Origin of the sequence: Stutzerimonas stutzeri KOS6, from assembly GCF_000307775.2 — a bacterium.
Lineage (GTDB): Bacteria > Pseudomonadota > Gammaproteobacteria > Pseudomonadales > Pseudomonadaceae > Stutzerimonas > Stutzerimonas stutzeri_B.
This window is the reverse complement of the sequence record NZ_KK020677.1, coordinates 494412-518619: the sequence shown is the minus strand read 5'-3', so window position 1 is coordinate 518619 and position 24208 is coordinate 494412. Positions and strand designations below refer to the sequence as shown.

10 protein-coding genes are annotated in these 24208 nt (G+C 64.8%); 4 read left to right on the top strand and 6 right to left on the bottom strand.

The genetic code is table 11. The features are described from left to right. Positions 1–262: 262 nt before the first annotated feature. Genes B597_RS47120 through B597_RS42750 form a run of 4 tightly spaced genes read left to right on the top strand, consistent with a single transcriptional unit; the run spans position 263 to position 18590 of the window. Positions 263–14077 carry an Ig-like domain-containing protein gene (locus B597_RS47120; protein WP_226925001.1) on the top strand — a complete coding sequence of 4605 codons (13815 nt, stop codon included), beginning with the start codon at positions 263–265 and terminating at the stop codon, positions 14075–14077. Further along, positions 14077–15864, top strand: a complete 1788-nt coding sequence (locus B597_RS42760) for a peptidase domain-containing ABC transporter (protein ID WP_003293555.1) — start codon at positions 14077–14079, stop codon at positions 15862–15864. Before B597_RS47120 ends, B597_RS42760 begins: the two co-directional genes overlap by 1 nt. After that, complete coding sequence (locus B597_RS42755; protein ID WP_031323736.1) at positions 15848–17161, top strand: HlyD family type I secretion periplasmic adaptor subunit; 1314 nt, start codon at positions 15848–15850, stop codon at positions 17159–17161. Before B597_RS42760 ends, B597_RS42755 begins: the two co-directional genes overlap by 17 nt. 49 nt (positions 17162–17210) lie before the next feature. Continuing rightward, entirely contained in the window at positions 17211–18590 is a 1380-nt protein-coding gene (locus B597_RS42750; RefSeq protein ID WP_003293557.1) for a TolC family protein, read from the top strand. A 179-nt stretch (positions 18591–18769) separates the two neighbouring features. On the opposite strand, the gene pcaD is transcribed toward B597_RS42750, so the two are convergent. The 6 genes from pcaD to B597_RS42720 form a co-directional block, all read right to left on the bottom strand. Continuing rightward, the gene (pcaD, locus tag B597_RS42745; protein ID WP_003293558.1) at positions 18770–19558 is read right to left on the bottom strand and encodes a 3-oxoadipate enol-lactonase; all 789 of its coding nucleotides are present in this window, start codon (positions 19556–19558) and stop codon (positions 18770–18772) included. Positions 19559–19767: 209 nt separating this feature from the next. Then, positions 19768–20973 (bottom strand): 3-oxoadipyl-CoA thiolase, encoded by a 1206-nt coding sequence (gene pcaF / locus B597_RS42740; protein ID WP_003293560.1) that lies wholly within the window; start codon positions 20971–20973, stop codon positions 19768–19770. After that, positions 20970–21755: a CoA-transferase subunit beta gene (locus tag B597_RS42735; protein WP_003293561.1), complete on the bottom strand. Its 786-nt coding sequence runs from the start codon at positions 21753–21755 to the stop codon at positions 20970–20972. The genes pcaF and B597_RS42735 overlap by 4 nt, the downstream gene beginning before the upstream one ends. Beyond that, complete coding sequence (locus B597_RS42730) at positions 21755–22603, bottom strand: CoA transferase subunit A (protein WP_003293563.1); 849 nt, start codon at positions 22601–22603, stop codon at positions 21755–21757. Before B597_RS42730 ends, B597_RS42735 begins: the two co-directional genes overlap by 1 nt. Before the next feature lie 148 nt (positions 22604–22751). After that, positions 22752–23594, bottom strand: a complete 843-nt coding sequence (locus B597_RS42725) for an IclR family transcriptional regulator domain-containing protein (RefSeq protein WP_003293565.1) — start codon at positions 23592–23594, stop codon at positions 22752–22754. Positions 23595–23849: 255 nt separating this feature from the next. Beyond that, positions 23850–24208: sodium:solute symporter family transporter (locus B597_RS42720; RefSeq protein ID WP_024162439.1), on the bottom strand; the 359-nt coding region annotated here is incomplete at its 5' end.

Below are 24208 nucleotides of genomic sequence, written 5' to 3'. Positions count from 1 at the left end.
CGCCTATGTCGACCAAACCGTCACGATCACGATCACCGGCACCAACGATGCGCCGATAGCGAACGCGGCAAACAACAGTGCATCCGAAGATGCCGCTGCAGTCACCGGTACGCTAACCTCCTCCGACGTTGATGCCCCCAGTGCTACCTACACACTGGACTCACCGGTTGCCGGCCTGACTCTCGACAGCAACGGCAATTACAGCTTCGATCCCGCTCACCCGGCCTATCAGTATCTGGGCGCCGGAACCACCGTTGACGTCGTGGCCGCGTACACCGTTACCGACGACAAGGGTGCCATCAGCAGCAGCACGCTGACCATTACCGTGGCCGGCGCCACCGACAACTACGTCGGCACTGACGGCAGCGATACGCTGACCGGCGGCGCCGACGCCGACACCATGAGTGGCGGCCTTGGCGACGACACCTACGTCGTTACCGATGCACGCAATGTCGTGATCGAAGAATCCGGCGAAGGCACGGATGAAGTCCGTACCAACCTGGACAGCTACACACTCGGCGACAACCTCGAAAACCTGGTCTTTACCGGAACCGACGACGCCACCGGCACCGGTAATGCGCTGGACAACACCATCACCGGCAACAGCGGCAACGACACGCTCGACGGCGGCGCCGGAGCCGACACACTGACCGGCGGCGCAGGCAATGACGCCTACATCGTCGACGACGCCGGCGACCTCGTCGTCGAGGCGGCCGATGAAGGCATCGACACGGTACAGACCGACCTGTCCAGCTACACGCTGACCGCCAACGTCGAAAACCTGGTGCTGACCAATGCGGGCGGCGCCAGCGGCACCGGCAATGCGCTCGACAACACCATCACCGGTACGGCCGGCAACGACACGCTGGACGGCGGCACAGGTGCCGACGCGCTGACCGGCGGCACAGGCGACGATACCTACGTCATCGACAACGCCGGCGACGTGATCAACGAAGCGGCCGACGAAGGCAATGACACGGTACAGACCAGCCTCGCCAGCTACACGCTGGGCGAGAACCTGGAAAACCTGACCCTCACCGCGGCCAGCGGCGCCACAGGCACCGGCAATACGCTGGACAACGTCATCACCGGCAGCACTGGCAACGACACGCTCGACGGTGGCGCAGGCAGCGACACGCTGTCCGGCGGCAACGGCAACGACACGCTCGTCTACGACGCCAACGACACCCTGATCGACGGCGGTGCCGGCACCGACACCCTGCTGTTCCGCGCCGATGCCAACCTGAAGACCGACACCGTCACCCTCAGCAACATTGAAGTCCTCGATCTGCGCAATGCCGGCGGCGGCACTGCCGAGCAGGTCGAACTGTCGGCCGCCGATGTACGCGCCCTGCTCGCGGCAGGCACCACCACGCTGACCGTGGAAGGCGATGCGGGCGACCGCATTTTCGTCACCGAGCAATGGCAGCCAGGCAGCACCGCCGGCGGCTACACCACCTTCACCCGCGAGCACAACGCCGAAACGCTGACCCTGCGCCTGGCAACCGGCGTGAACCTGGTAGCGACGCTGGAAGGCTCGGGAGGCGACGACACGCTGACCGGCGGCGGCGGCGGCGACACGCTTGATGGCGGCGAAGGCAACGACACCATCAACGGCGGCGCGGGTGCCGACACCATGACCGGAGGCACCGGCAACGACAGCTACTGGGTCGACAACTCCGGCGATATCGTCAATGAAAATGCCGACGAAGGCATCGATGAAATCCGCACCACGCTGACCACCGTGTCGCTGGCCGATTATCCGGCCATCGATAACATCAGCTATACCGATTCCACCTATCTCGCTCCCGGCAGCGGTGCCTTCACCGGCACCGGTAATGCGCTCGACAACGCGATCACTGGCGGCAACGGCGCCGACACCCTGACCGGCGCAGGCGGCAACGACACGCTTTCCGGGGGCGGCGGCAACGACCTCTTCATTGGCGACGCTGGCAACGACATTATCGACGGCGGCACCGGCACCGACACCATCGACTACAGCGCCGAAAGCAGCGACCTCACGCTCACGCTGACGACCGGCGCGGGCAATAGCAGCGGCACCGTCACCGGCAACGACACGATCAGCAACGTCGAAAACATCATCGGCGGCAGCGGCAACGACAGCATCACTGGCAGCGACGATTTCAACCGCCTCGAAGGCGGCCTCGGCAACGACAGCCTGTCCGGAGGCCTCGGCAACGACACGCTGCTCGGCGGCACGGGCGACGACACGCTCGACGGCGGCGGCGGCAACGATACCCTGATCGGCGGCGCCGGCAATGACACATACATCGGCGGCAGCGGCACCGATCTCGCCGACTTCAGCGGCGCGGCCAGCGCCATCAGCATCAGCCTGACCAATGGGACCGGCACCGACGACAGCGGCGGCAGCGACACCTTCAGCGGCGTGGAAAACGTCACCGGCGGCAGCGGTAACGACGTGCTGATCGGCGATACCAACGCCAACCGGCTCGACGGCGGTGCTGGCGACGACACCATCGTCGGCGCGGCCGGCAGCGACACCCTGATCGGCGGCCTCGGCACCGATACCCTCGACTACAGTACGGGCAGCGCAGCCGTGGTCGTCAACATGGGCAGCACCAGCTTTGCCGGCGTTGCCGCCAATACGGCGACCGATGGCATGGGCGGCACCGACAGCGTGAGCGGCTTCGAGAACGTGCTCGGCGGCAGCGGCGGCGACACCCTCGTCGGCGGCACCGGCGACAATGTGCTCGAGGGGAAGGCAGGCAACGATCTGCTGTCCGGCGGTGCCGGCAACGACACTCTGCTCGGCGGCGATGGCGACGACAGCCTGCGCGGTGGCGCCGGCAACGACAATCTCGACGGCGGCGCACATGCAAGCGGCGGCGACACGGCCGATTACTCCGACCAGGGCACGGCGGTCAACGTCAGCCTTGCCACCGGCAGCGCGGCGGGCGGCAGCATCGGCACCGATACGCTCAGCAACATCGAGAACATCAGCGGCGGCAGCAATCACGACACCCTGACCGGCGACAGCGGCGACAACCAGATCTGGGGCAATGCCGGCAACGACACCATTGCCGGCGGCGACGGCAACGACCGCCTGCGCGGCGGCCAGGGCGCCGACAACATCGACGGCGGCGACGGCATCGACGCCGTGCTGTACGACGACATTACCGGCCCGGTCATCGTCAACCTCGGCGCTGCCAACTTCTCCACCACCGTGCGGGTAGCCGGCACCGACTACAACTACACCTTGGTCGCCGGCAGTTCCCAGGCCATCACGCAGGCAGGCTCCACTGCCGGTACCGATACGCTGCTGAACATCGAAAACATCGTCGGTTCCGGCGGTGCGGACATTCTGGTCGGCAGTGCCGGCGACAACGTGATCGACGGCGCCAACGGTGGCGACACCATCGACGGCGGGGCCGGCAACGACACCATTTACTACGACGAGAACGATGCGCTGGTCGACGGCGGCGACGGCACCGACACGCTGATGGTCGGGTCCGCCGTCACGACACTCGACCTGACACTGGTACGCGACGAGGTGTTCAGGAACTTCGAAATCCTCGACATCACGGACGCCAGTACCCAGGTCGTCAATATTTCCGATTCCGACATCCGGGCTCTGGCCGGCGACGGTGTCAACGGCACGCTGATCATCAAGGGCGGCGCGGAAGACAGCGTGCGCCTGATCGGCGCCAACTGGCCGACCAGCAACATCCCGACCGAAGACATCGGCGGCACCACCTACAAGGTCTACAGCTACAACGGCGCCACGGTAAAAATCGATAGCGCGGTGGCGGTCGGCTACCTGTTCGTTTCCGATGAGTCGGGCGAAACCAGCAACGGCAGCGACGGCGGCGACCTCTACACCGGCAATGGCGGCGACGACACCTTCAACGCAGGCGGCGGCGACGATCTCGGCGACGGTGGCAGCGGCAACGACACGCTGGTCGGCGGCAGTGGCAACGACACACTGGCAGGCGGCACCGGCAACGACACGCTGTACGGCGGCGACACGCTCGACAGCGCCGGCAGCGGCAACGACAACCTTGACGGCGGTTCCGGCGACGACCAGATTCTCGCCGGCGACGGCGACGATACCGTCGACGGCGGCAGCGGCAACGACGCCATCGATGCCGGCAGCGGCAATGACAGCGTCAGCGGCGGCGACGGCAGCGACAGCATCACGGCCGGCAGCGGCAACGACACGGTCGATGGCGGCAGCGGCAACGACGCCATCAATGCCGGCGACGGCGACGACAACGTCAACGCCGGCATCGGCGACGACAGCGTGGTCGGCGGTGCCGGCAACGACACGCTCGATGGCAGCAGCGGCGTCGACACCATCGACTACAGCGCCGAGACGGATGCCGTCACGGTCAACCTGACCAGCGGCAACGCGACCGGTACAGGCAGCGGCAACGATACCCTGCAGAATTTCGAAAACATCCTCGGCGGTGCTGGCAACGACACGCTCACCGGTAACGACGCCGCCAACCGCGTTGACGGCGGCGCCGGCAGCGACAGCATCAGCACCGGTGCCGGCAACGACTGGATCCGGTTCGACGCCGATGACACCCTGGTCGATGGCGGCAGCGGCAACGACACGCTGGCCATCGCCACCACCGACCCGGTGGATTTCAGTGTGATCGACAACAACCGGTTCATCGGCATCGAGGAAATCGACCTGACCGGAAACGGCGTCCAGCACATCACCCTCGGCGCAGCCGACGTGCTGGACCTCTCCGACACGACCGATACCCTGAGGATCCATGGCGATGCCGGCGACAAGCTCACTCTGACAGGCAACTGGACCAATGCGGGCACCCAGCCGGTCAGCTACAACGGTGCAGCCAACCAGGCCTACGTGAAGCTGACTCTGGCCGTGGGCGGCGTTACCGCAACCGTGCTGGTCGATCCGGCGCTGGCGCTGGACATCGTCTACCAGGGCGACGCAGGCAACGACACCCTGACCGGCGGCAGCGGCGACGACGTGGTGGATGGCGGCGACGGCAACGACGTGCTCGACGGTGCAGGCGGCACCGACGACGTCTCTGGCGGCGACGGCGACGACACCATCATCTACGACAGCAGTGACCTGCTGCTGGACGGTGGTGCCGGCACCGACACGCTGAAGTTCGCGCCGACTGCAAGCGGCCTGCTGCTCGATTTCGGCGAACTGGCAAGGCCAGCCGCAGGCGGCCTGCGCCCGGCGCTGGCCGGTTTCGAAATCATCGACATCACCGGCGGCGGCAACAACAGCGTGGTCATTGATTCGGCAGCACTGCTGGCGCTGTCCGACAGCAGCGACACGCTGACCATCGAAGGCAATACCGGCGACGCCGTCTATATCGTCGGCAGCTGGGTCGACGGCGGCACCGTGGACAACTACCAGGTCTATACCAAGGACGGCGCCACCCTGCGCGTGGACACGTCGGTCACCGTGGGCGCTGTGGTCGACGACCCGAACGGCGATGGCGACAGCGCCGAGCCGATTCCGGGCGCTACCGCCGGCAATGACGTGATACGCGGCCTGGGCGGCAACGACACGCTCGATGGCGCCGGCGGCGCCGACGTCCTGCGCGGCGGCGACGGCAACGACACGCTGGCCTACGACGCGGCCGACCTCACCATCGACGGCGGCGACGGCAGCGACACGCTGCGCGTGTCCTCCAACCTGAACCTGTCCGGCGTGGCCGGCAACAAGGTCACCAACGTCGAAGTGATCGATCTCATCGCCAGCGGCACCGACATCACGCTCAGCGCCACCGCCGCAGACATCGCCGCGCTCAATACCAGCGGCACCGTGCGTGTCGACGGCAACGCAAGCGACAGCGTGGCACTGGCCGGCAACTGGGTCAGCGGCGACAGCGTCGGCGGCTACACGCCCTACACGCTGGACGGCGCCACGCTCAACATCGCCGACGCGATCAACGTGACCGTCACCTACACCGGCACCAGCCAGGGCAACACCATGGTGGCCGGCGCCGGAAGCCAGACGCTCGATGCGCTGGCCGGCAATGACACGCTGGACGGCGGCAGCGGCGCCGACATCCTGCTCGGCGGCAGCGGTGATGACGTGCTGGTCTACGACGCGGCCGATACCAGCATCGCCGGCGGCGCCGGCAGCGACACGCTGCAGGTGCAGGGCGCCAACGTCACGCTGGACCTCACGCCCATCGCCAACAACATCATCACCGGCGTCGAAAAGATCGACGTCACCGGCAACGGCAACAACACCCTCGTGCTGAATGCCGACGATCTGCAGGCACTCTCGACCGACACCGACACCCTGATCGTCACCGGCGATGTGGGCGACTCGGTGCGCCTGGCCGGCAGCGGCTGGGAAGCGCGCGGCTCGGAACTGGTGGCCGGCATCACGTACAACAAGTTCATCGGCTACTCAACCGACGGCACGCAGGTGACGGTGCTGGGCGGACTGAAGATGGTCAAGGGTGACCAGATCGTCGGTTCCGGCGGCGACGACTCGCTCATCGGCAGCAGCGGCAGCGACGACATCAAGGGCATGGGCGGCAACGACAGCATTGCCGGCGGACTCGGCAGCGACCTGCTCGACGGCGGCATCGGCAACGACACCATCGTCTACGACGCACTCGACACTCGGATCGTAGGCGGCGACGGCAGCGACACCCTGGACGTGGCCAGCAGCGGCAACATCATCGACCTGCAGGAACCGGGCCGGCCGACCGCGGGTGCGCTGCGCCCCGAGCTGGCCGGTTTCGAAACCATCGACCTCAACACCAGCGGTGCCAACACCCTGATCCTCGACGAAGCCACGCTCAGCGGTCTGGCCGGCGGCACGCTCACCGTCAACGGCAATGGCGACGACATCGTCTTCGTCGATGGCACGCTCACGTCCGGTCTGGTCTTGAACGGCGTGACGCAAACCGCACTCACGCGCGGCACCGGCGGCGACGACAGCATCACCGGCACCGCCGGCCGCGACGCGATCAAGACCGACGGCGGCAACGACACCATCGACGGCGGCCTCGGCGCCGACATCATCTACAGCGGCGCTGGCAACGACCAGGTCCTCTACGATGCAGCCGACCTGCGCGTGTTCGGCGGAGCCGGCAACGACACCTTGGTGATTCGCGACATGGACGCCGACGGCGGCGTGGACTCCACCTCCGACGGCACCAACACGGCCGCCGGCGACGTCGATCTCACTTTGCTGGCCGGCAGCATCGTCAAGGGTTTCGAAACCATCGAACTGCGCGAGAACGGCGACCAGACGGTGAAGCTGGACGAAGCCTCGGTACTGGCGCTGTCCGACACCGGGCACGTCACCGTGATGGGTGACATCGGCGACGTCCTGAAGCTGTATGGCGCCTGGGTCTACAGCGATATGGAGTCGGACGCCGACGGCCGCATCTACACCGTGATGCAGAAGGGCGACGCCTACGTCCACGTGGTCTCGGAGGTCACGCTCGACATCACCAACGAGCTCGGTGGCAAGGTGGTCGTCGGTACCTCGGGCGCGGACGACGCCACCGTCTCAACCAATGGCGGCTTGATCACCGGCGACGGTGACGACATCATCCGCGTCAACAACATGAGCTTCACCGGCGTCGACGGCGGGCGCGGCTACGACAAGGTCTACTTCCAGTTTTCCGGCACCGTCGACACCTCGCTGCTGGCACCGACCTCGCTGACCAACATCGAGGAAATCGACCTGGCAACCGGCTCGGGCCTGGCCAACAAGCTGATCCTGACCCCGGACAAGCTGCTGGAAATGACCGATGCCGACGGCATTCTGGTCGTCAAGGGCACACCCGGCACCGACACCATCGACCTGTATGGCGAATGGAGCGACATCGCGACTGCGCCCGACGTGCTCTACAACGGCGTCACCTACAAGGCACTCACCGCCGACAACGGCGGCAAGCTGTACTACACGCCGGGCATGACGGTTGCGGTGGTCGATCCGACCCCGCAAATGTCGGCCTTCTCGGTCGCCTATGACGACGCCGCGTATCTGGTCAGCGCCGGCATCGACAAGTTTGCCGGCTGGAAGGTAGCCAATGCCGGCGACGTCAACGCCGACGGCATCGACGACATGATCGTCAACCAGGCCAATTCCGCGTTCGTGGTGTTCGGCACCGAATCGATGCTGGGTCAGTTCGACCTGAACAACCTCGGCAGTCGCGGCTTCATGGTCAACGCGGTCGGCAACGGCATCGGCGGCCACACGCTGGCCCACTATCCGGAATGGCAGTCGCTGAACTATGGCCTCACGCCGATCGGCGACGTCAACGGCGACGGCATCGCCGACATGATTTCCTCCACCAACGACGCCAACCAGTTCCGCGTGATCTACGGCCGCACCGAGTGGAGCGATATCGATCTCACCAACACCGCCACTTTCGCCACCGGCAGCAGCAACGGATACACCGTCTCGACCAACTTCACCTGGGGCGGCGGCGTGCTGACCGGCCTGGCCGGCGTAGGCGATGTCAACGGCGACGGCTATGACGACTACGTCATCAGCAACATGTGGAGCACCGACATCAATAACAGCGGCGACTCCGGTCGCGCCTACCTGATGTTCGGCGGCGCCCACGGCGGCAACATTGCCACCAACGGCATGTCGGTCAACCAGGGCATCATGCTGTCTTCGGACAGCAGCAACTACATCAAGCTCGGCACCGACGTTGCGGCACTGGGCGACATCAACGGCGACGGCTATGCCGATTTCGCTATCGGTGGCCCGAACGCCAATGCCAATGCCGGCGCCAACGGCCAGCACGACCGTAGCGGCAGCGGCTACATCGTCTTCGGCAAGGCCGAGGGCTGGGGCAATACCATCGTCGTCCAGCGCGACAACACCGAGCCCACCTTCCGTGCCGGCGCCAGCACGCCCAGCGATGGTCAGGGCAACTATCCGCTGGCCTATAGCGTCGAATTCCAGCAAGCCTTCAGCGAAAGCATTGCCTTCGGCAGCGGCTTCATCAGCCTGTACAACACGACCACCGGAGAGCTGGTGGAAAAGTTCGATGTCGCCACCGGCCTCGGCAGCCTGGGTGGCAAGCTCAGTCTGCGCAACTGGCATGTCGCCAACGACCTGCTGAACTTCAATACCTTCAATCCGCTGGCACCGAGCACCGCGTATCACATCACCATCGACGCCACGGCGATCCGTGACCTGGCCGGCAACTATTTCGCCGGCATCGACGACAGCACCACCTGGAACTTCAGCACCACCGGCGTGCAGAGCGATGTCACCGCGCCGACGCTCAATGCCAACGCCACCCTCGTCCGGCACCACGGCAGCTCGACCAGCATTTCCACCAACGGCGGCACCACCAACGTGCCGACGATGACGAACGACATCAATCTGGCACCGGCCTATCGGCTGGATTTTTCCTTCAACGAAAACGTCAAGACCTACGGCACCGTCACCATCACCCAGGACGGCAACGTTGTCGAAGTCTTTGATCTGCAAACCGGTCTCGGCTCGCGCGGCGGCAGCGTGTATTTCCACGCTGGCGTGTCGACCCAGGACCAGACCACCTTCGGCCTCAACTTCGGCGCGACATTGAAGGGCAACGCGCTGACCACCATCAGCCTGGCCGGCATTCAGGATGCCTACGGCAACGCGCTTAACGGTGGCATCGCCAAGACGTTCACTTTCACCACCGCCGCCGACACCACCGGCCCGGCACTGACCAACGCGAACCGGCTGCATACACCTACCGACAACGCGGCTGGCGTTTCGGTGGAAAACGACATCGTGTTCCAGGCCGACGAAACGCTGCTGCCTGGCGCCACGGGCAGCATCCAGCTGCGCACCAGTACCAACTACAACGGCGTGGCCGTGGAGACCTTCTCCTGGACCGAGGCGCTGGTCGCAGTCAATGGCGTCTACACGGTGACCGGCAGCAATGGCGGCACACTGACCATCAACAACAAGACGGTGACGCTCAATCCCGGCGCCAACCTGGGCTACAACACCGGCTACGACATCCATGTCAGCGCCGGCGCACTGACCGACCCCAGCGGCAACGCGGCCACCGGTTACACCAGCCAGGGCGGCTACAACTTCACCACCGCCAGCGGGCTGGTTGCGGTCGCCGGCGGCAATACCGTCAGCCATTCGCTGAAGGTGGGGCTGGAAGACGATCTGGTCATTTCCTTCAGCGAGACCGTCACGGCCGGAACCGATACGATCGGCACCCAGTTCGTGCGCCTGTACAACAGCGCCGGCACCCTGATCGAAAGCTTCGACGTCGCTGACAGCGACGGCAGCAATGGCAGCAAGGGCGGCAACCTGAGCTTCGAGGGCTACAACGTCGTCATCGATCCCGGGAATAAACTGACACTCGCCAGCGGCTACTACCTGACCGTGGATACGCAAGCGATCAAGTCGGCCAACGCCGCCAGCACCACCTACTACGCCGGCGCGTCGAACACGACCACGCTTTCCTTCAGCACCGAAGCAGCGGTGCAGATCGATCCGGGCCAACTGCACAACGGCATCGCCCAGCAATGGGCCGGCCAGCAGATCGAGGGCGTGGGCGACGTCGATGGCGACGGCGTCAACGACTTCGTCTTCGGCTCCTACCAGAACGTGACCGACGCCTCGATTCCCGGCGGTGTCGCCTATGGCAAGTACTACCTGGTGTTCGGCCAGGCTGGCGAATGGGCGCCGATCCAGAACATCGAGCAGTTGAAGGATGCCGGGCGCGTGGTTGAAATCTACGGCACCGCGGCCAACCCGCTCTCGCGCGTGGTCGAATTCGGCGACTTGAACAAGGACGGTTTCAACGACTTGCTGCTGACTTCCGGCGGCTGGTATCCGGACAACGACACCTCGCCGCAGGACAGGCTGGCCAGCAACGACGGTGACATCGATGCCGGTGCCGCCTTCGTCGTGTACGGCCAGGCGCGCGCCAACTGGACCACCTCGGTCAACGTCACCCAGCTCGGTGCCGGCGGCCTGGAAATCACCGGCGGCCTGCCGCAGGAACAGTTCGGCTTCTCCGCCGCCTCCGGCGACTTCAATAACGACGGCACGGTCGATGTCATCTTCGGCATGCCGGTCAACCATCGCGACGGTTACAACTCCGGCGAAGCTTTCGTGCTCAATGGCGGCGACTTCAGCGATTCGCTGATGGCGGTGGGCACCAGCGGCAACGACACCATCCTCGGCGACTTCAATGCCAACCGCATCGCCGGTCAGCAAGGCAACGACACCATCTACGGACTGGGCGGCGCCGACATCCTGCGCGGCGGTGCCGGCAACGACACCATCGGCATTTCGGACCTGGACTTCGTGCTGGTCGACGGCGGCACCGGCAACGACACCCTGCAATTCGTCGGCCACGACATCAACCTGGACATCACCGGGTATGCCGGCGCCAGCATCCGCAGCTTTGAAACCATCGACCTGACCGGCGACGGCAACAACAGCCTGACCATCAACTACGCCGAGGTGTCCTACCTGCTGGAGCGCGAGCTGTCGCAGGCCTACGGCACCAACACCAAGCTGACCATCAACGGCAACAGCGGCGACACGGTCACGCTGGAAGGCCCGTGGGCCGTGGTAGGCACCGACACCACGCACACCACCTATGCGCTGGACGGGCTGTACGTCAGCATTGACACCGACATCACGCGCAACGTGGAAAGCTGGACCATTCCGTATCAAGGCGCGACGATGGACCTATTCGCGCTGCCGGCGGGTTTCCGCTCCAGCACGGTCACCAGCGCCCTCAATCTGGACCAGGCGCTCGGCACCTATCTGACCAACATCGGCGACGTCGACAACGACGGATTCGCCGACTTCGCGGTGCGCCAGGACGTGGTGAACACCACTTCCCTGCCCTGGTACGAGCGCTGGGAAACTACCAACAACCAGCAAGGTGCCTCGCGTACCTACAGTGCAAATCTCAATCAGAAAGTCACGAACGTGACCAGTGGCGAAGTGTTCATTGTCTACGGCAAGGCCGGCGGCCTGGGCGCGGTCAACCTCGCCGCGCCGGTGGACGGTAACGCGATCAAGTTGAGCGGCTCGGCCAGCGCCAATGAAAACCTTGGCGCAGTATTGGGTGGCCTCGGCGATATCGACGGCGACGGCCGCGCCGACATGCTGATCGGCGCCACCCTTTCGAGCAAGACCTTTACCTTCAACGAAGGCGGTGAAAAATCGGGCATCGACCCGACCGGCTCCTACGACGTCACACAAGGAAACGGCACCTACTTCAGCACGAGCTCGCTGTCGCCGGACTGGAACAGCGACAGTTGGGCAAGCTCACAGGAAGGTCGTTTGTATTTCTTCCTGGGCGAGAACGACAACCTGGTCAACCGCACTGGCGGCAACATCACCACCACCACGCTGGCCAACAACTTCAACGACAGCACCGCGCTGCCGACGACCTACGACACCACCGGCGCACCGAACACCGACCTGCCCGATCGCGGCCCGGAAAACAACGTCGCCAACACCGTCTACACCTACACCACCAGCGGCACGGAGGCGGACGGCAGCTTCGTCGGCAATGCCGGCAACCAGTACGGCAGTGGCTGGCTGCCGGTCAGCGTGGGCGACGTCAACGGCGACGGCTATGGGGACTTCCTGACCGGCACCATCAACGTCAAGCTGGTGCTCGGTTCGGCCACCGGCTGGACCGGCCTGGATACCCTGAGCAGCGCCGTCACCTGGACCCATATGAACGTCAGCGCTGGCGGCAATGCCAACCTCAACGGTCTGACCGCCGCCGGCGACATCAACGGCGACGGCTACAGCGACTTCGTGGTCAGCAACACCGGCAACGGCGCCTACATCGTGTTCGGCAAGAGCGGCAGCACCTGGCATGGCACCACGACCAACGTGGCCAGCAGCGCCGGTTCCGCCACCGTCGCCGCTTCGACCTACATTGCCAGCGAGACCGGCATTGCGCTCAACATGGCCCTTACCCGCAGCCTGGGCGACATCAACGGCGACGGCTACGACGACCTGATGTTCGCCGCCAGCTCCGACAGCGACTACAGCGCCAAGGACAACGGTGGCGCCTACGTACTGTTCGGTGCGGCCAGTGGCTGGAGCAGCAACATCAATCTCGGCACGCTGGCGGCCAGCGGGCGCGGCTTCCGCCTGACCGGCGCGGTCGACTTCGACTACGCAGGCTACAACGTCAGCCAGGCTGGCGACGTCAACGGCGACGGCTACAAGGACTTCCTGATCGCCTCCTACGGCGACGACGAATACCAGAACGGCGTCGGCGGCAGCTCCGGCTCGGCCTACCTGATATTCGGCCGCAGCACCGGCTGGCAAGACATCAGCCTGCTGAAGGTGCAGGATTTCGGCATCCAGCTCTACGGCGGCGCCTCCAGCAACATCGCGTACTGGCAGTCGCTCGGCGACGTCGACGGCGACGGACTGGACGACCTGTCCTACTCGAACGCCAACGGCACCTCGACCACCATCCTGTACGGTAACGAGAACTTCACGTCCGCCAGTAACGTCGGCGTGCAGCACATCACCGATATCAACGACGTCGATCCCGAAAACGGCGTCATCGAAGCTGGCACCCTGAACGCCACGCGTGGCGCGGCGGCTGCCGACACCCTGATCGGCAATGCCGGCAACGACGTCCTGACCGGGGACGGCGGTGCCGACGTGTTGATCGGCGGCGCCGGCAACGACCTGCTGAAGATTGCCAACCCCGGCTTCTTCAAGCTCGACGGCGGCACCGGCCTGGATATCGTCGAAACGACTGCAACGATGAGCATCGACTTCACCACGCTGGCCAACAACCGGGTGCAGAACATCGAAGCCATCCGTCTCGGCACAGGCGACCAGAGCGTGACGCTCAACGGTCTGGACGTGCTGAACATGACCGGCGAACGCAACCTGCTGGTGGACGACACCAACTACCAGAAGGGGCATGTGCTGGTCATCGAAAGCACGGACGGCACCGACACGGTCACGCTGGACGGCGAGTGGACCGACACCACCGTCGACACCACCGTTTCCGGCACGGGCAGCTTCTCGGTCTACCGGCATGGCAGCGACAACATCTACGCCGTCATCGAAGACATCATCACTACCCAGATCGCCTGATGAATCGCTCACCATCCGAAACGCCGGTGCAACCGGATCAGCAAGCAGCAGGCGTCGATACCTCCGATGGCGACTGGCTGCACGTGCTGCTGCAACCGCTGCGCCCGGCCTACCGCCAGGCGCTGATGCTGGCCGGTCTGGTCAACCTGATCGCGCTCGGCACCGCCGTCTATTCATTGCAGGTCTACGACCGCGTGGTCGCGCACGGCGGTTACTCGTCGTTGGTGGCGCTTACCGTCGGCATGCTGATCGCCATCGCCTTCGATCACCTGCTGCGTGCCGGACGCGCGCAATTGCTGCAACGCGTCGGCCTGCAGATCGAGGTTGCCATTGCACGCAGCGCCTTCGAGCGTCTGCTGGCGCTGCCGGCAACCGTGCTGGAGAGCCGTCCGCCGGCCTACTGGCAGACCGTCTTCCGCGACATCGAACTGGTGCGCGCCACCTGGTCCGGCGCCACTGCGCTGCTGCTGGTCGACCTGCCCTTCCTGGTGCTGGCGCTGGCGCTGCTTGCGCTGATCGCGCTGCCGCTGTTGCCGGTGGCGCTGTGCGTGATCGCTGCCTTCGTTGTGCTGGCCTGGCGTTCCGGTCGCGTCACCCGCGATGCGGCGGAAAGCGAGCGCGAGAAGCTGGTCGGGCGCGACGCCGCGATCTCTGAACTCGCGCACGCGCGCATGCTGCTCAAGGCCATCGGCGCCCAGCAGAGCGCCCATGCACGCTGGGAAAAGAACTACGCCGAATGGATGAGCGAAGCGGCTGGCCGCAGCCGCGACGGTGACCACTACCGCGACGTCGCCCACGGCATGTCGACGCTGGCAACGATCGCCATCACCGGCGCCGGCGCGCTGGCCATCCTCGCCAACCTGATGACCATGGGGGCGCTGATCGCCGCCAACATCCTGACCGGCCGCATGATCGCGCCGCTGGTGCAACTGGTTGGCCAGTGGAAACAGTTCGGCCAGTACCGCGCCGCACGCAAGCGCCTCGACGCATTGTTTGCCACGCATGCCGAACGCGCGACTACCGCCGTTGCGCTGCCACGCCCGCAGGGCACGCTGATTCTGGACGGACTCAGCTTCCGCTACCCGCGCTGCGAGCACGACCAGATCCAGGACATTTCCGGCCAGATCGGCCCGCACGGCCTGCATGCGATCGTGGGCGCCAACGGCAGCGGCAAGTCGACGCTGCTCAAGCTGCTGCGCGGGCTGTACCGCCCGGCCGCCGGCCGCGTGCTGCTCGACGGCGGCGATCTTGCCCAGTTCGGCCAGCAAGACCTGGCGCGCTGGATCGGCTACCTGCCGCAACAGGTGCAACTGATTTCCGGCAGCGTGCGTGACAACATCGCGCTGGCCGATCCCGGCATCACCGACGAAGCGATCCTGCTGGCCGCGCAGCGCGCCTGCGCGCATGACTTCATCCTCAACCTGCCGGACGGCTACGCCACCGAAGTCGGCGAAGGCGGCGGTCGTTTTTCCGGCGGCGAGAAGAAGCGCATTGCCATCGCCCAGTTGTTATTGCGCGATCCGCCCATCCTGCTGCTGGACGAACCCACCGCCGATCTCGACCGCGAAGCCGAGCAAGCCTTCATCGCTACGCTGCGCGCACTGGCGGCCGATCATACGGTGCTGGTCGTCAGCCACAGCCTAGCCGTGCTCAGCCAGTGCAACGGCATCCTGATGCTGGAAAAGGGCCGCCTGAAAGCCGCTGGTCCGGCGCGCCAGATCCTGCCGGCATTGGGATTCGGCGAGCCCGCACCGCAAACCGGGGACAAGCATGTCGCACTTGCCTGAATCTTCTCCTTCACCGCTAGACGGCCTGCTGGCGCGCGCCGGCGCACCGTCCTGGCGTCCCCGCGAACGCTGGTTGGCGCTGCTGATTCTTGCTGCGCTGGCCTGGACCTTCATCGGCCGTATTGATCAGGTGGTCACCGCGCCCGGCAAGGTGATCCCACAGGACAAGGTCAAGATCGTCCAGCATCTGGAAGGTGGCATCGTCAAGCGTGTGATCGCGCGCGAGAACACCGTGGTCAACGCGGGCGACGCGCTGCTGGAACTCGATCTGGCGACGGGCGGCATCAACCTGTCCGAGATGAATGCACGCATGGCCGCGCTGCAGTTCGCCAAGGCGCGCCTGGAAGCCGAATCGAAAGGCACGGTGCCGGTGTTCCCCGAAGATCTTGCGAAGCAATTTCCGGATGTCGCCGAGGCCGAGCGCTGGACCTACAAGGCACGTCGCGACGAACTGGCCGGCGCGCTCGACGCGCTCAGTGGGCAGAGCTCGCAGGGCCGCCAGCGCGTGACCGAACTGCAGGCCAAGCTGGCCGCGCTGAAGGCCAGTCTGAAACTCGCCGCACAGGAGCTGGCCGTATCCGAAGACTTGGTCAAGGACAAGCTGACCTCGCAGCTGGAGCACTTTCAGCGCAAGAACGCAGTGGAACGCCTGAAGGGCGAAGTGGCGATGACACAGCAGGCGATTCCCGGCGCCCAGGCCGGCCAGAACGAAACGGATGCACGACGCCGCGAAGAAGAAGCGCGCTTTCGCCGCCGCGCCGCTGACGAGCTCGGCGAGATGGAACGCAAGCTGGCCAGCCTGCAGCAGGAACTCGCACGCGCCAACCGGCAGGAAGACCGCGCGCTGATCCGCGCCCCGATCGATGGCGTGGTCCGCAACGTGCGCTACCAATCCACCGGAAACGTGGTCAAGCCGGGCGAGCCGATCATGGAGATCGTGCCGCTGGGCGAAGAGCTGGTCATCGAAGTGAACCTGAATCCGTCCGACCGCGGCTACGTGAGCCTGAACCAGCCGGCGCTGGTGAAGATTTCCGCCTACGACTATTTCCGCTACGGCGGTCTGGAAGGCCGTGTGACGGCCATCGCCGCCGACACCGACACGGGCAAGAACGAAGAGCACTTCTACCGCGTCACCATCAGTACCACGCGTGCCTGGCTGGGAACGACGCCCGGCCAGTTTCCGATCACACCCGGCATGGTCGGCGAAGTGGATATCAAGGCCCAGTCGCAATCGATCTTCTGGCTACTGATCAAGCCGGTACTGAAACTCAAGCATGAAGCATTCAGGGAAGTCTGACGGGCGCCGCCCCGTCGTTAACAATTATTTGGTCCATACAGGCAAAAGAATGACATTCAAACGCACGGCAAGCTTTGCACTTATCGCCTCCATGTTGATCAGTACCAGCGCAAGCGCGCGGCCGTTGGCTGACGAACTGCAACTCCTGATGGTGGAACATCCGCTGCTCAAATCGCTGCGCAAATCGGTGAGCGCTTCCGACAAGGGACGTGATGTGGCGATGGCAAGCTACTTCCCGAAATTGACGATTTCAGGCGACACCGGCCCGGAAGAGATCTCCACTCCGGGCTACGATACCGACCTCACCCGGCGTCGCTTCACCACTACGATCGAACAGAATCTGTATGCCGGCGGACGCGATGCGGCAGCAATCGACATTGCCGAAATCGACTATTCGGCGCAGGACAACAACCTGCGCATGACAACACAAGACCTCCTGCTTGAAGGTATTACCGCCTATGTGCAGGCAGCTCGGTACCAGACGCTCATCGCAATTGCACGCCGCAACGAAGAAACGACCCTACGCCAGTCCGCACTCGAAAACGAGCGGGTCGAGCGCGGCGGAGGTATTGCGGTCGACGTCATGCAGGCTCGGGCGCGTCTGCAGCTGGTAAGGGAGCGCCGCGTGTTCTACGAACAGGGCTTGCGCGATGCGGCGGCAAACTATCATCAGGTTTTCGGCCACGACCCTCAGTTGTCGGGCATGCAGGATCTGGGGATATTTACGGACCGTATGCCGGCCTCGCTCGATGCCGCGCTGGAGCTGACCCGTGGCCAGAACCCGCGCTTGAAAGAGGCCGTTCTGCAATCGAAGCGCGCACAGAAACAGATCGGCACCGAGCGCTCGGGAATGCATCCGAGGATCGATCTGGTCGGCACCAATATCAACGACAGTAACGTCAATGCGATCTCCCAGCGCGATGAGCAATCGCTAGTGGTCCGCTTCAGCTGGAACCTGTTTTCAGGCATGGAAACCAGCAATCGCATCGCGGCAGCCGAAATCCAGCATGAAGCCATGCTCGATCGTGAAGTGGCTGTGATCAACAAGGTCGAGGAAAATGTGCGTATAGCCTGGAACCAGTTGATCAACGGCCGAGAGCGCGAAGAATTGCTCGACAGCGCCGCCGCCATTTCCTACGACGTGATGCAGAACCGCAAGCGCCTGCGTGACGCAGGAAAGGAAACGGCGATCAATGTGCTGGATGCCGAGGTCGAGTACTACGCGGTATTGTCGAACCGGCTCAACGCGATGTACGACACCCGCATCGGCAGCTACCGTCTACTGGCAGCTATCGGCGTGCTGACCCCGGAAACGCTGGGGTTGGGCAACGGAGAGTTTGCCCTGCCGGTAAAACCCTTGTCTCTTGAAGTGAGCGCACTGGATCTCGACGTTTTCGGGCTGTCGAGGAACGGTGCGGCGAAGGAGTAAGGCCCCACTGTGTCGGGGCCGGCTTCGCACCGCTTCTTGCACTGCTTCCTCGTGCAGCATCTGCTTTGCCCGGACAAGCGGATAGCGCTGGGCGGAACAGCTGTCTTGCGCCGGATGATCCTCTCGACAACACGCTTGGCCGTAAAGAACCTTCCCATGGACTCGCCCTGGCGCGGCACTCAGCCGCGCAGGAAGTCCAGCACATGGCGAGTGAATGCCGCCCCGGCCTCCACGTTGGAAAGATGCGCCGCCTCGAAGGCGACCAGTTCGGCACCGGGGATATTGGCCTGGATGAATTCGCCATGTTCGACGGTCGTCACCGGGTCCCTGGTGCCGCACACGACCAGTGTCGGTGCCCTGACCTCGCCCAACTGCCCGCGGTAATCGGCGTCGCGCACCGCCGCGCAGTTGGCGGCATAGCCATCCGGGGTGGTGGCCGCGATCATGTCGGCGATGCGCTTGCAGGCTTGCTCCGCACGCTCGCTGAAGGCCGGGGTGAACCAGCGGCCGATAGCGGCGTCCCGCATGGCACGCATGGCCTGCTCGCGGCCATCCAGTACGCTGGCGATACGCTCGTTCCAGATCTGCTCCGTGCCGATCTTCGCGCCGGTGTTGCATAACACCAGGCGCTGCAGACGCGCCCCTGCGTGGATACCCAGCCACTGGCCGATCAGTCCGCCCATGGACAGCCCGCAGAAGGAAAACTGCTCGATGCCCAGGCCATCGAGCATCGCCAGCACGTCGCCGCCCAGTTGCTCGATGCTGTAGGGGCCCGGCGTTACGCTGGAGTGCCCATGGCCACGGGTGTCGTAGCGCAGCACGCGGAAGTGCTCGGCGAAAGCCGGGATCTGCTCGTCCCACATGTGCAGGTCGGTGCCCAGGGAGTTGGACAGCACCAGCACTGGCGCATGCTCGGGACCGTCGAATCGGTAGTTCAGGTTGGTATCAGCCAGGTTCAAGGTTGGCATGTTCATCCTCGTTCGTTTGAGGGAATGGCGTCGCCCATGGCACGCTCGATCCTGCAACGTGCCTGGCTCAGATGAAAGGCCGGGCCAGCCCGGCTCGGCGTGTTCCGTTCAGCGTTCAAGCCAGTGGCGGGCTGAAGCCCACTACTGGCGCAGCCTTCGCGGCCAGGTCCGCTTCCACGGACGAAGCACCGCCTGCTGCATTACCGAGGTCAAACCCGCTCCACCACCATGGCCAGGCCCTGCCCTACGCCGACGCACATGGTTGCCAGGCCTAGCCTGCCGCCGGATTTCTCCAGTTGGTGAACGGTCGTCAACACCAGCCGCGCGCCGCTCATGCCCAGCGGATGGCCGAGGGCGATCGCGCCGCCGTTGGGATTGACCTTCGGGCTGTCGTCCGCCAGGCCGAGGTCGCGAGTCACCGCCAGGCCTTGCGCGGCGAAGGCTTCGTTGAGCTCGATCACGTCGAAATCGCTCACTGCCAGGTTCAATCGCTCGCACAGCTTGCGCACGGCCGGCACCGGGCCGTAGCCCATGATGCGCGGCGCAACGCCGGCACTGGCCATGCCGAGCACCCTGGCACGCGGCTTGAGCCCATACGTCTGCACGGCTTCGGCGCTGGCGAGAATCATCGCCGCCGCGCCGTCGTTGACGCCCGAGGCGTTGCCGGCGGTAACGGTCTTATCCGGGCCGTTGACCGGCTTCAGCCTGGCCAGCGCCTCGGCAGTGGTGTCGGCGCGCGGGTGCTCGTCGCAGTCGACCACCGTTTCGCCCTTTTTGCCCTTGATCACCACCGGAACGATCTCCTCGGCGAAGAAACCGGCCTGTTGTGCGGCTGCGGTGCGCTGCTGGCTGCGCAGGGCAAAAGCGTCCTGATCGGCGCGACTGACCTGCCACTCGTCGGCGACATTGTCGGCGGTCTGCGGCATGGCATCGACGCCATACAGCTCCTTCATCTTCGGGTTGATGAAGCGCCAGCCGATGGTGGTGTCCTCGATCTTCTGGGTACGCCCGAACGCGCTGTCAGCCTTGCCCATCACATAGGGCGCACGGGACATCGACTCGACGCCGCCTGCGATGGCCAGTTCCAGTTCGCCACTGGCGATGGCGCGAAAAGCGGTGCCCACCGCGTCCATGCCCGAGGCGCACAGGCGGTTGAGGGTCACGCCCGGCACCGTTTCCGGCAATCCGGCGAGCAACGCGGCCATGCGTGCAACGTTGCGATTGTCCTCGCCGGCCTGGTTGGCGCTGCCCATGAAGACTTCTTCAATCGCAGCCGGATCGAGCCCGGGGTTGCGCTCCAGCAGTGCACGCAGCGGAATCGCCGCCAGATCGTCGGCACGCACCACGGCCAGCGCCTCGCCGAAACGGCCGATGGGCGTGCGTACCGCATCGCAGATGAAGACCTCGCGTGTCACTCGTCACCTCCGGCTTGTCCGTGGGCGGCGGCAGTGCGGGCTTCCAGAGCGCGCAGAACTGCCAGTTCGTCGTCGGTCGGCGGCTCGGTTTCGCCAAGCGTGTCAGCGAAACGGATAGCCCAGCCGGTATTCTCGATCACCTGCTCGCGGGTCACGCCGGGGTGCAACGATGTCACCACGAATTCGTTGGTCCCGGCTTCCGGTTCCATGATGCACAGGTCGGTGATGATGCCGACCGGGCCCTGGCCAGGCAGTCCCAGGCGCTGTCGATGGTCACCGCCCTCGCCGAAGCCCACCGAAGTGATGAACGCCAGCTTGTCGACGAAGGTACGATGCGACTGCTTGATGATGATCAGCACCTGCCTGGCCGAGCCTGCAATCTCAGGCGCTCCGCCGGCCCCAGGCAAGCGTACTTTCGGCTGGTGATAGTCGCCGATCACCGTGGTGTTGAGGTTGCCATACTTGTCCACCTGCGCGGCGCCGAGGAAACCGACATCGATGCGCCCACCCTGCAGCCAATAGCGAAAAATCTCACTGGTGGGCACCACGGTGTCTGCGGTCTCGGCCAGTTCACCGTCACCGATGGACAGCGGCAGTACCGACGGCTTGGCGCCAATCGGGCCGGATTCGTAGATCAGCACGACATCCGGCGCATGGGTCAGGCGGGCCAGGTTGGCAGCCTTGGAGGGCAGACCGATGCCGACGAAGCAAACGCTGTCGTTGCCCAGGCGGCGCGAAGCGGCCACGGTCATCATCTCGTTGGTGGTGTAGTGAGCGCTCATCAGTTGGCCTCCTGCAGCTTGGCCTGGAAGGCGGCGAAATCGGCGGTGCCGCGGATGTAGGTGTCGACCCAGGCGGTGAACCGCTCGCGGTCACGGGCAATCGGGTCCCAGGCCTGGTAGAAGCGATTGTCGCGCTCGTAGTAGCCGTGCGCGTAGGACGGGTGCGCCCCGCCAGGCACCTGGCATACGGCGGACAGCGCCCAGGTCGGCAGCACGCAGGCGTTCATCGGTGCCTGCAGGTCGTCGACGATTTCCTCGACGGTAACGATGCAGCGTCTGGCCGCCAGGGCGGCTTCCTTCTGTACGCCGAGAATGCCCTGGATCAGCACGTTGCCCTTGCGATCGGCCTTCTGCGCATGGATCACGGTAATATCCGGACGCACCGACGGCACCGCAGCCAGCACTTCGCCGGTAAACGGGCAGGTGACCGACTTGATCAGCGGATTGACCTTGGGCAGGTCCGAACCGGCGTAGGCGCGCAACACCGCGAACGGCAGGCCGGACGCGCCGGCGACGTAGGCATTGGCCAGGTCGGCATGGCTGTGCTCCTCGATCTCCAGCGGCTGCGGCCAGCTCTGCTCCACCGCATCGCGCAGCCGGTGCAGCGAGCCGACGCCGGGGTTGCCGCCCCAGGAAAAGATCAGCTTCTTCGCGCAGCCGGCGCCGATCAGCAGGTCGTAGGCCAGATCCGGCGTCATCCGCACCAGAGTCAGGTCCTTGCGCCCCTGACGCACGATTTCGTGGGCCGCGGCAGTCGGAATCAGGTGGGTAAAACCTTCCAGGGCGACCGTGTCGCCATCCTGGACAAAGCGCGCTACGGCTTCGCGGAGCGTAAGGAGTTCAGCCATGAGTCGTATCTCGAGTTGTTTTCGGTACGCCGATTGCGTTGTGAAAACGTTAACGACCCGGATACGACCTCACAATCCGATAATCGACATACCGTTCGATTATCGAACCATACCGCAATCAGCGACTCGCCTTGGAAGACCATGGCGATCAGTGAAACAAGCGCGTGCTCAATTCGTGACTGGCCTCCAGCAGCACCGGCAGGAACCGCGTTTCCAGTTCCTTGTGGCTGATCCGGCCGGCATGCGTGCCAACGTTGAGTGCGGCAAGCACCTGGCCGGCTGAGTCCTTGAGCGGGACGGCCAACGAACGCAAGCCGACTTCCAGTTCCTGATCGATGATGACCCAGCCCTGCCGGCGAATCTCGGCGATGTTTTCCCGCAAGGCTTCCGGCGTGTGCAGGGTTCGGCTGGTTTTCACCTGCAGGTCGGCACGCTCGAGATACTCCTCGAGCGCCGCATCATCCAGCGCTGCCAGCAGAATCCGGCCCATCGACGTGCAGTACGCAGGCAGTCGGCTGCCTACCGAGAGGTCGACCGAAATCAACCGCTGCGGGGTCGCTGAGCGGGCAATATAGAGCACTTCGTCGCCTTCCAGGGTAGCCATCGAACAGGCCTCGTGAAGCTGCTCGCTGAGGCGATCGAGGATCGGTTGCGCGGTTACTGCCAGCGGCGTGGAAGACAGGTAGGCATGGCCGAGCGTCAGCACCTTCGGCAAAAGCGAATAGGTGCGCCCGTCGGTGGTGACGTAACCGAGCTTCATCAACGTATGCAGGCAGCGGCGCACGGCCGCGCGGGGAATTTCCGTGCGATGGCTGATCTGCGCAATGGTCAGGTGCCGCTTGCGCTCCTGAAACGCATGGATAACCGCCAGCCCACGCGCCAGCGAGGTCATGAAGTTGGGATCGCCGGTCAGCGCCTCGATACGCTTGGCAGGCGAAGCGACGATGGGCGGAGCCATCGGCGACTTAGGAATACGCTGGTCGTCGGTCATGGCAGGATTTCCCGGAGCTCTGGCAGTTCGGGCGATTATCGACACCCTGACCGATTATCGCCAGCGCCGGTTGAAGGCAACAGCCGATCAACGCTCGCCGCGGCGCTTGACGAGACTGCCCAGCAGGAAGCCGGAATGATCACAGACGCTGGCAGCAACCACGGCCCAGTGGGAGGCGCGCCCTCGCGGCGACGCAGGCCAGCGGCCTGCTAAAAGCTTCGCGCCAAGGGCGAAGCTCCCACAGGAGCAACCGCATCAGCCGGCGTGGTAGTCCGCGTCGGCTTCTTCGAAGCGCTTGACGATGCTCGGCGCCGGTTCGGCGTCCAGCTTGCTCACCACGAAGATGGCGATGCTGGCGAGGACGAAGCCCGGGATGATCTCGTACAGGCCCAGTCCGATGAACTCCTTCCACACCACCACGGTAACCGCACCGACCAGCATGCCCACCAGGGCGCCGTTACGGGTCATGCGCTTCCACAGCAGCGAGATCAGCACCACCGGGCCGAACGCCGCGCCGAAGCCGGCCCAGGCGTAGGACACCAGACCCAGCACCTTGCTGTCGGGGTTTGAGGCGATGCCGATGGCGATCAACGCGATCAGCAGCACCATCGCCC